This is a genomic window from Aestuariivivens sp. NBU2969, assembly GCF_019931125.1.
GTDB lineage: Bacteria > Bacteroidota > Bacteroidia > Flavobacteriales > Flavobacteriaceae > Aestuariivivens > Aestuariivivens marinum.
Window position 1 is genome coordinate 142,556 of sequence record NZ_JAIOUU010000006.1, and the last position, 10,288, is coordinate 152,843.

At 34.6% G+C, this 10,288-nt stretch carries 8 protein-coding genes; 5 read left to right on the forward strand and 3 right to left on the reverse strand.

The window, feature by feature from the left end:
* Nucleotides 1-25: 25 nt before the first annotated feature.
* Both ggt and K7G79_RS06985 read right to left on the reverse strand, forming a co-directional pair.
* On the reverse strand, nt 26-1,729 hold the full coding sequence (gene ggt, locus K7G79_RS06980) for a gamma-glutamyltransferase (protein WP_223550471.1): 1,704 nt from the start codon (nt 1,727-1,729) through the stop codon (nt 26-28).
* Nucleotides 1,722-2,330 (reverse strand): ACP phosphodiesterase, encoded by a 609-nt coding sequence (locus tag K7G79_RS06985; protein WP_223550473.1) that lies wholly within the window; start codon nt 2,328-2,330, stop codon nt 1,722-1,724. The genes ggt and K7G79_RS06985 overlap by 8 nt, the downstream gene beginning before the upstream one ends.
* 178 nt (nt 2,331-2,508) lie before the next feature.
* On the opposite strand from K7G79_RS06985, the gene glmM reads away from it, so the two are divergent.
* Nucleotides 2,509-3,897, forward strand: a complete 1,389-nt coding sequence (gene glmM, locus K7G79_RS06990; RefSeq protein WP_223550475.1) for a phosphoglucosamine mutase — start codon at nt 2,509-2,511, stop codon at nt 3,895-3,897.
* 162 nt (nt 3,898-4,059) lie between these two features.
* Here the strand turns inward: glmM and K7G79_RS06995 are convergent, their stop codons facing one another.
* Complete coding sequence (locus K7G79_RS06995) at nt 4,060-4,941, reverse strand: lysophospholipid acyltransferase family protein (protein WP_223550477.1); 882 nt, start codon at nt 4,939-4,941, stop codon at nt 4,060-4,062.
* Between the two features lie 61 nt (nt 4,942-5,002).
* On the opposite strand from K7G79_RS06995, the gene K7G79_RS07000 reads away from it, so the two are divergent.
* From K7G79_RS07000 to cmk, 4 genes are all read left to right on the forward strand, one after another.
* Nucleotides 5,003-5,650, forward strand: coding sequence for a rhomboid family intramembrane serine protease (locus K7G79_RS07000; RefSeq protein ID WP_223550479.1), 648 nt, complete (start codon nt 5,003-5,005; stop codon nt 5,648-5,650).
* Nucleotides 5,651-5,819: 169 nt separating this feature from the next.
* The gene (gene lon / locus K7G79_RS07005) at nt 5,820-8,270 is read left to right on the forward strand and encodes an endopeptidase La (protein ID WP_223550481.1); all 2,451 of its coding nucleotides are present in this window, start codon (nt 5,820-5,822) and stop codon (nt 8,268-8,270) included.
* A gap of 149 nt (nt 8,271-8,419) precedes the next feature.
* Complete coding sequence (porQ, locus tag K7G79_RS07010) at nt 8,420-9,445, forward strand: type IX secretion system protein PorQ (RefSeq protein ID WP_223550482.1); 1,026 nt, start codon at nt 8,420-8,422, stop codon at nt 9,443-9,445.
* A 2-nt stretch (nt 9,446-9,447) separates the two neighbouring features.
* Nucleotides 9,448-10,146, forward strand: a complete 699-nt coding sequence (gene cmk, locus K7G79_RS07015; RefSeq protein ID WP_223550485.1) for a (d)CMP kinase — start codon at nt 9,448-9,450, stop codon at nt 10,144-10,146.
* Nucleotides 10,147-10,288: the final 142 nt, after the last annotated feature.

A 10,288-nucleotide genomic window follows, 5' to 3' on the forward strand; every position in this document is an offset into this window, starting at 1 on the left:
TAAATGAGTATAAGAAAGAAAAACATTAAAAACCGATAGCTGCATCATCCCCTCGATAATCTGCACCACCTTCTAACAGGTCATCCTCTAAAACAAGTATTCCATCGACCTGACCAATAGTGGGCGAATCTTTTTCATTAATTAAATACCCTAATTTTTGTAGTTCATATATAAGGGTTTTATCAAATGAGTCTCGCTCCATTTTAATTTCATCTGGGAGCCATTGATGATGAAATCGTGGTGCATTAACAGCTTCTTGCATTGTCATGTTGAATTCATGGACATTTAAAATAGTTTGTAATACCGATGTAATTATAGTTGAACCTCCAGGAGTGCCTAAGGACATGAATAACTTCCCATTTTTTTCAATTATTGTAGGCGTCATGGAGCTTAACATGCGCTTTTCGGGAGCAATGCTATTAGCCTCAGCACCTACAAGTCCATACATATTGGGTACACCTGGCTTACTACTAAAATCGTCCATTTGATTATTAAGAAAAAAACCAAGTTCAGTACAGTATAATTTAGAACCGTAGGCTCCATTAAGTGTTGTTGTTGCCGAAACAGCATTGCCAAATTGGTCAATTATGGAATAATGTGTGGTTTCGTCATATTCAATAATTTCAATATTGCCATGACTTATTTCATTGGACTTTGAGGCTTTTTTAAATGAAAAGTCACGCATGCGGCCATCTAAATAATTGTTATCCATTATTTTTGATACTGGAATATCAATAAAATCAGGATCACCCAAATAATGGTTTCTATCAGCATATGCTCTGCGTTCCGCTTCGGTTAACACTTGAATGCTTTTGAGTGAATTATGTCCGTATTCATGTAAATCAAAAGGCTCAATCATATTCATGATTTGTGCTAAACAAATACCACCGCTTGTAGGTGGTGACATTGAAATGATTTTCATATCGTCATAGTTAAAAACTATGGGAGTTCGCCATTTAGCTTCGTATTTTTCTAAATCCTCCAAGGTTATAATACCACCATTATCTTGAATAAAGTTGACCAAAATTTTAGCCGTTTCACCTTTATAAAACCCAGCTTTGCCATAAGTAGCGATACGCTCTAAAGTTCTAGCTAATTTAGGATATGTAATAGTATCACCCACTTTCCATGGTTTGTCAAAAGGAATAGAATCTTTATTAGCCTTAAGGAATGATGGTTGGTGTTTTTTAATTCGTTTTTCCTGTTTTTCGGTAACTACAACACCTTTGTATGCCAAGGTAATAACAGGTTTTAAAATACTGTCCATAGGAATACTACCAAACTTTTCGTGTACAGCAAAAACACCTGCAACAGTACCAGGGACACCCACAGCCATAGCACCTAAAGTACTTTTGTTTGGTATAACGTTGCCAATAGAATCCAAAAACATGTTTTTAGTTGCAGCTATTGGTGCTTTTTCACGATAGTCTATGGCACCTATAGATCCATTGTTTTTTCGATATACCATAAAGCCCCCACCACTAATATTGCCTGCATATGGATAAGCTACTGCCAAGGCAAATTCAGTAGCAACCATGGCATCGAATGCATTGCCACCCTTTTTAAGAATGTCACTACCAATTTTTGAAGCTTCTAAACGAGCAGAAACTACCATGGCATGTTTGGTTATCAAGCCTCGTCTATGCTCTTTTGGTATAGTTTGTATAGCAGCTTCCTTGCATGAAAAGAAAATGGAAAAAAGGAGTATTATATAAATGCTTCTATTCATAGGAGCTCTTATTTATGATAAGTTCTTTGAGTTTTTTATTAGAAAAAATGATAAGCTCATTAAAAAAATCTGAAAATTCATTTTCAAATTGCCTGTAAAATGCTTCTAGCTCATTTATGGCCTGGTTCATTCCAGAACGGTTTTTAGTCCTACGGTTCATTCCATCTAGCACTCGGGATATGCCATCAACAGAGGCATAACTCAATAACCAGTTATTAGTTACCATAAAAGGGATCATTTGTTTTATCTTAATGGGTAATAAGTCGTAATGCGTTTCTAGTGAATCATAAAATAGTTGTACATATAAATCTAGAGGGATTGAGGAATACTTAATCCAGTTTTTTGCTAAAAAATGGTCATATAAGATATCTACAATCACACCCGAATAATGCCCGTATTTGTCATGCAAACGTCTGGTACTTTGTCTTACTGTGTCATGAGTATCGGTATAGGTGTCAATTTCCCGATGTAATAAAATACCTGTTTGAACATCCCTAGGATATTTTTTATAATCTTTTCCTTTTATACCATCGGCAATAAAGTTACCAATGGTAATTAGGTCGTTCTCTCCTGATAAATAAATATGAGCTAAAAAATTCATTGGTGTAATTTACAAATATGGTTTAAAGAAACTGTCATGCTTTAAATAATTATTAATTATTGGACGATATTTTGTTATAACCACAAAAGCAATTTCTGGCTGACAAAAGCATAAAACGAAACAATAAAATACCATTTTCTAATTGTATATTTGTACACTAATTCTATACCTAATATTTATGACACTTATTAAATCAATTTCAGGAATAAGAGGAACCATAGGAGGGCTTGTTGGTGATAATTTAACACCAATTGATACTGTTAAGTTTGCAGCAGCTTATGGTATTTGGATTAAACAGCAGCGTAATAAGGAAAATTATAAAGTTGTTGTTGGACGTGATGCACGAATTTCTGGGAAAATGATTCAAAATTTGGTAATGAATACCTTAATTGGACAAGGTATTAATGTGGTGAATGTAGGTTTGTCTACAACACCAACCGTAGAGGTAGCTGTACCCATGGAGCATGCCGATGGGGGTATTATACTTACGGCTAGTCATAATCCTAAGCAATGGAACGCCTTAAAATTATTAAATGAGAAAGGTGAGTTTTTAGACGGAAAAGAAGGTGCCAAAATATTAGAGATAGCTGAAGGTGACAATATGGAGTTTGCTGATGTTGATAGCCTTGGAAGAATTACTAAGAATGATGCTTACTTTGATTTGCATATTATTGAGGTATTAGATTTGCCACTGGTGAATGTGAAGTCAATTGAAGAAGCACGATTTAAAGTGGTAGTAGATGGTGTAAATTCAACAGGGGGTATTGCTGTTCCATTATTACTGGAACGCTTGGGAGTTCATGTTGTAAAATTGTATTGTGAACCAAATGGTCATTTTCCACATAATCCAGAACCGCTAAAGGAGCATTTAATGGATCTTTCAGAAAAAGTAGTTAAAGAGCGTGCAGATTTTGGTATTGTTGTTGATCCAGATGTGGATCGTCTCGCTTTTATTGATGAGAAAGGGGAGATGTTTGGTGAAGAATACACTCTGGTAGCTTGCGCAGATTATGTGTTAAGTAGAACACCGGGAAATACAGTAAGTAATATGAGCTCTACTAGAGCTCTTCGCGACATTACCGAAAAGCATGGTGGAACTTATCAAGCGAGTGCAGTTGGTGAAGTAAATGTAGTGAAGCTTATGAAGCAAAATAAAGTTGTAATAGGAGGTGAAGGCAACGGTGGTATTATTTATCCAGAATTGCATTATGGTCGTGATGCTTTGGTTGGCATTGCATTGTTTTTAAGTTTGTTGGCTGATAAAAAAATGTCAGTAAGCGAATTGAGAAAAACATACCCCAATTACTTTATGAGCAAAAAGAAAATTGAGTTGACACCAGATTTGGATGTTGATGCCATTTTGAAAGAAATAGAAGCACGTTACCAAAACGAGCAAATAAACACAATTGATGGTGTAAAAATAGATTTTGCTGAAAGTTGGGTGCACTTACGAAAGAGTAACACAGAACCTATTATTAGAATTTATACCGAAGCCAAATCACAATATGAGGCCGATACTTTGGCCGATAAAATAATTAATGAGATTAAGGAAATAGCCGATTTATAGGTAATTTAATTTTAAGATACAATTAAATTATTTAACACAATAAGTCCTTCTAAAATATTGTATAATAAATATTAAGGTTATTATAAAATAAGATTTTATTTGTTCATTTAAAGATTGGGTAGTATTGTTAAAAGCAATTAGCACTAACTTGCCCTTGAATTTCTAACATCGTATTTTATCCTTGTGCTTCCAGCGGTTATGTGTCCAAAAATAGTACTCTGGAGCTTCATAAATTTGTTTTTCAACTTCTCGCAAAAACAAATCAGTTAATTCATAATCCTTAAAATTTTTGGGTGTTTCGGTAAGCGTTATAATTTCTGCCTTATAGTACCCACGTTTTACTTTGTTAACCTTTAAGTAAGCAATAGTTAAATTCAATTTTTTTGCTAAACGTTCTGCTCCTGTAAAGCATGGCACTCTTACACCCATAAAATTACCCCAATACACTTCTTTACTTAATCTAGGGGATTGGTCACTTAAAAAAGCAACAACGCTTTTAATACCTTGATTTTCATTATTAGTGACTGTAGAAATAGTCTCTTTTGTACTAATAAGTGTAGTTTTAAATTTGGACCTAATGTTTCTAACCAATCTATCAAAATAGGGGTTGGCTAATTTTTTATAAATCCCATAACCTTTAAAAGCAATGTGATTTTGAATTTCTATAGCCCATTCCCAGCTGGCGTAATGGCCAAACATTAATATAACAGTTTTATTAAGTGATTCCAACCGCTTTAATTCATCTGTATTCACAATTTGAAACCGCTTTTTTAGTTCTTTTTTAGAGATGTTCATAGTTTTCGCCATCTCTAAAAACATATCACACAGGTGTCTGTAAAATGTTGTTTTAATAAGGTCAATTTCCTTTTTGGATTTGGAGGGGAACACCAATTTTAAATTTTCTGTAACCACTTTTTTTCTATAACCTATAATATAATAAAGCAATATAAAAACTAGATCTGAGAGTATATATAATAATCTAAAGGGAAGCATGGAGATAAACCATAAAAAGGGATAGACCAAAATATAAATTAGGAATTGCATGAATTAGTTTTAGATTTGTAGCCGCAAAGATAAATTAATTTGATTGTAAACTTAATAAGCAATGGACATAAACATTATTACCATAGTGATTATTGCAACCAATGTCATTATATCGTTTAAGGGTTTTGGAGATTTTGATTTTTTTGAAAAGTATAAATTTCATGTTGGCGCAATAAGACGAGGTGAACAAATTCGATTATTTAGCTCTGGGTTTTTACATGTCGATAATACACATTTGTTTTTTAACATGTTTACTCTCTATTTTTTTGCAGATGTTGTAATTGGGTTATTGAGTGTTACCAAATTTATAATCATTTATTTTGGAAGTCTGATATTGGGAAGTTTATTGTCTTTGTATTTTCATAAAAATGAGTATCATTATTCGGCTGTAGGTGCTAGTGCAGCTGTTATGGGAGTAATCTATTCAGCTATACTATTGCAGCCAGGAATGAGTTTGTATATGTTATTTATACCCATTCCCATACCTGCTTATGTTTTTGGAATAGGCTATTTATTATATTCTATATATGGTATGAAAAATAGAATTGGAAATATTGGTCATGATGCCCATTTTGGTGGCGCTATTGGTGGATATGCCATTACTTTATTAATGGAACCATGGCTATTTAAAACCAATTTGCTTATGGTCGTATTATTGGCCATTCCTATAGTTTTATTGTATGTCTTACGTAAATCAGGGAGGATATAAACTAAAGTAACTCTCATTTGGATAAGTATGGCATAGCTATTGCCTAATAATAATAACTGATTATATATGGTTTTGTTAAATTATTGATAGTTAGTTTTTTAGCGAACATTGTTTAATATGAAAAGATAGGTTTAATTTGTTTTAATGACAAATTGACCTAAATGTATACATGAAGAAATCTAATTTTATATCGTTTGACAGTTTGTCATTACAAGAGTTTGATGAGAATTCAGAATTAATTCCGTTAATGACACCAGAAGATGAGGAAGAAATAAATAATGAAGATCTACCTGAAACCTTGCCTATTTTATCCTTGCGTAATACCGTTTTGTTTCCTGGAGTAGTTATTCCTATTACAGCAGGACGCGATAAATCCATTAAATTAATTAACGATGCCAATAAAGGGAGTAAAGTTATTGGGGTAGTGGCCCAAAAGGAAGAATCGGTTGAAAACCCTAATGCTAAAGAAATTTACGAAACAGGTACCGTAGCAAGAATATTACGTGTTCTTAAAATGCCAGATGGTAATGTTACGGTAATCATACAAGGGAAAAAACGTTTTCATGTAGCCGAGGTACTTACTGAAGAACCCTATATGAACGCTACCATTAGGGACTTGCCTGAAGCTAAACCAGCCATAAATAATAAGGAGTTTATGGCAATTATTGATTCCATTAAAGATTTGGCGCTTCAAATAATTAAGGAAAACCCTAATATTCCCAGTGAAGCCTCTTTTGCTATAAAAAATATTGAAAGTAATTCATTTCTAGTAAATTTTGTATCGTCCAATATGAACCTTTCTGTTGAGGAGAAGCAGAAATTATTAGAAATGAATGACTTGAAAAGGCGAGCATTGGCAACACTTAAGTATATGAATATAGAGTTTCAGAAACTGGAACTTAAAAACGACATCCAGTCTAAAGTACAGATGGATATGAGTCAGCAGCAACGTGAGTATTTCCTGCACCAGCAAATGAAAACCATTCAAGAGGAATTGGGAGGTGTTAGTCATGATCAGGAAATAGAGGAAATGAAGTTGCGTGCCCAAGGTAAGCTATGGGATGACAAAGTAGCTAGGCATTTTGAAAAGGAAATTGCCAAAATGCAACGTATGAATCCACAAGTTGCTGAATATTCAATACAACGAAACTATTTGGATTTGTTTTTGGAGTTGCCATGGAATGAATATAGTGAAGACCAGTTCGACTTAAAGCGTGCGATGAAAATTTTGGATCGTGACCATTTTGGTTTAGAGGATGTAAAACGTCGTATTATAGAATATTTGGCGGTTTTAAAGCTGCGTAACGATATGAAATCACCTATTCTTTGTCTGTATGGTCCTCCAGGCGTGGGTAAAACCTCATTAGGAAAGTCTATTGCCGAAGCTTTGGACAGGGAATATGTACGTATGTCCTTAGGAGGTTTACGTGATGAAGCTGAAATACGTGGGCATAGAAAAACCTATATAGGTGCTATGCCAGGACGTATTATTCAAAGTATAAAAAAAGCTGGAACTTCAAATCCCGTCTTTGTATTAGATGAGATTGATAAATTATCGAATTCACATCAAGGTGATCCGTCATCAGCTATGCTTGAGGTGTTGGATCCTGAACAGAATAACGATTTCTATGATAATTTTCTGGAAATGGGTTACGACTTGTCTAAAGTTATGTTTGTGGCGACTTCCAATAGCTTGAATACCATTCAGCCTGCGTTACTAGATCGAATGGAAATCATTAACGTAACAGGTTACACAATTGAGGAAAAAGTTGAGATTGCCAAGCGTCATTTGTTGCCTAAGCAATTAAAGGAGCATGGCTTAAATGCTTCACATTTAAAGATTGGTAAGCCTCAATTGGAAAAAATTGTTGAAGGTTATACACGTGAATCAGGAGTGCGTGGCCTTGAAAAGCAAATTGCAAAAATGGTACGCTATGCTGCCAAGAATATTGCTATGGAAGAAGAATACAACATTAAAATTACCAATGAGGACATTATAGAAGTGTTAGGTGGGCCAAAATTAGAGCGCGATAAATATGAGAACAATAATGTGGCTGGTGTAGTAACAGGTTTGGCGTGGACGCGTGTTGGTGGTGATATTCTATTTATAGAATCCATTTTATCTAAAGGTAAGGGCAACTTGAGTATTACTGGGAATTTGGGGAATGTGATGAAGGAATCGGCTACTATTGCCCTGCAATACATAAAGTCTAATGCCAAAGATCTTGGTATTAACCCTGATGTGTTCGATAAATACAATGTGCATATCCATGTGCCAGAAGGTGCAACACCAAAAGATGGTCCAAGTGCCGGAGTTACCATGTTAACATCTTTAGTGTCGTTGTTCACGCAGAAGAAGGTGAAGAAAAGCTTAGCTATGACGGGGGAAATCACTTTGCGTGGCAAAGTGTTGCCTGTAGGAGGTATTAAGGAAAAGATTTTAGCGGCCAAACGCGCTAGAATTAAAGAGATATTGTTGTGCGAAGATAACCGTCGTGATATTGAAGAAATTAAGCAAGAATACCTAAAAGGTTTAACATTCCATTATGTCACAGATATGAGTGAGGTTATAGCTATCGCTATTACCAACCAAAAGGTTAAAAATGCGAAAAAATTATAAGGGATTTGATTTATTAATATTCGATTTAATTAAGTTTCTTAACTTATATTTTCTTTTTTCAGACACCATTTAAATATAAGAACACTTAAGCTAAAATAAAATATACCTGCTGCCGTTTTAAGATAGATTTGTTTACTTTGCGTCTAAATATGCTAAGGAAAAATATCACATGGTTTTGTTTGGCTATTGGTGTTATCGCTAATGCACAAGTTGGTGGTGAAGCTACCTATCAATTTTTGAACTTGGTATCCTCGCCAAGACAGGCAGCGCTTGGGGGTAAAGTACTTACTAATGTAGATTATGATGTGACCCAGGGTTTATTCAATCCGGCAACCATAAATGTAGAAATGGATAACCAATTGGCTCTTAATTATACCAGTTATTTAGGGGGTATTGGTTATGGTACAGCGTCGTATGCCTATACAGTAGATAGAAGGACAAAAACCTTTCATGCTGGAATCACCTATATTAATTATGGTACTTTTGATGGTTATGATGAAAATGGGAATTCTACAGGCTCCTTTACGGGTAATGAAGCGGCCCTCTCATTTGGTTATGCCTTTCAAATTGGGTATTCCGATTTTTATTTAGGTGTCAATGCAAAGCTTATCACCTCTAAACTAGAGCAATATAATTCTTTTGGAATTGCAGCTGATTTTGGGTTGCTTTACATTAACGAGCATCTCGATTTACATGCAGCGATAGCAATTAGGAATCTAGGCACACAAATTAAAACCTATGCTGGTTTAAATGAATCTTTACCCTTTGAGGTAGATTTTGGTATGTCTCAAACCTTGCAACATGTTCCTATTCGTTGGCACGTTACTTTGGAGAATTTACAGGATTGGCCTATTGCAAGGTCTAATCCAGCCCGATCTACTAGTGATTTATCAGGTAATCAGACCCAAGAAAATATAGGATTTTTAGGACAAATTATTCGACATACCATAATAGGAGCCGAGTTATTTCCAGAAAAAGGATTTAACTTACGCTTAGGTTATAATTTTAGAAGGGCAGAAGAGCTACGTATTGTAGATCAAAGGAATTTTTCAGGGTTGTCAGCAGGAATATCCATAAAAATGAATAAAATGCGCTTTAGTTATACACATGCCAAATATACAAGTGCAGCCAATGCTAGTTTTTTTGGTTTACAAATCGATTTAAATTCAAGATAGACATGAGCAGAATTACTATTGCCATAGATGGCTTTTCGTCAACAGGAAAAAGTACCATAGCAAAGCAGTTGGCAAAACACTTGGGTTATGTTTATGTAGATTCAGGTGCAATGTATAGGGCGGTGACCTATTTCGCAATGCAATATGGATTTATCTCTAATAATCATTTTGATATAAATGGCTTGATTTCAAAATTAAGTGATGTAAACATAAATTTTAAATTTAATGAAACATTGGGTTTTGCCGAAGTATATCTCAATGGCATAAACATTGAAAAAGAGATTCGCACCTTAGAAGTTTCTGGTTATGTAAGTAGGGTAGCAGCTGTACCTCAAGTACGTGCCCAAATGGTTAGGCAACAAAAGAAGCTGGGTGCCCAAAAAGGTGTGGTCATGGATGGGAGGGATATTGGAACGGTTGTTTTTCCTAATGCAGAATTAAAGTTGTTTATGACAGCTTCGGCTAAAACAAGGGCTCTAAGGCGCTATAACGAACTGTTAGAGCGAGGTGATGCAGTGACTTATGAAGCAGTTTTAAAAAATGTTGAAGAACGTGATTTTATAGACTCCAATCGTAAAGATTCGCCTTTAGTTAAGGCTGTGGGTGCCATTGAGATTGATAACTCAAACCTTTCTATAGATGAGCAATTTGACAAAATATTGAGTTTGTATAATAAAGTAGTGTCTAACAATTCACATTAAGCAATTGGTTTTAAGCTTTCTTAATCTATAGCTATTTCTTTAATTTTTAGTCACTAGCGTCCAAAAGTTTTAATTTTAAAGTAGCCTGAGAATCCCGTATTTTAGATTTGTGATAAAAAAATACGAATTATGGGACTCTTCA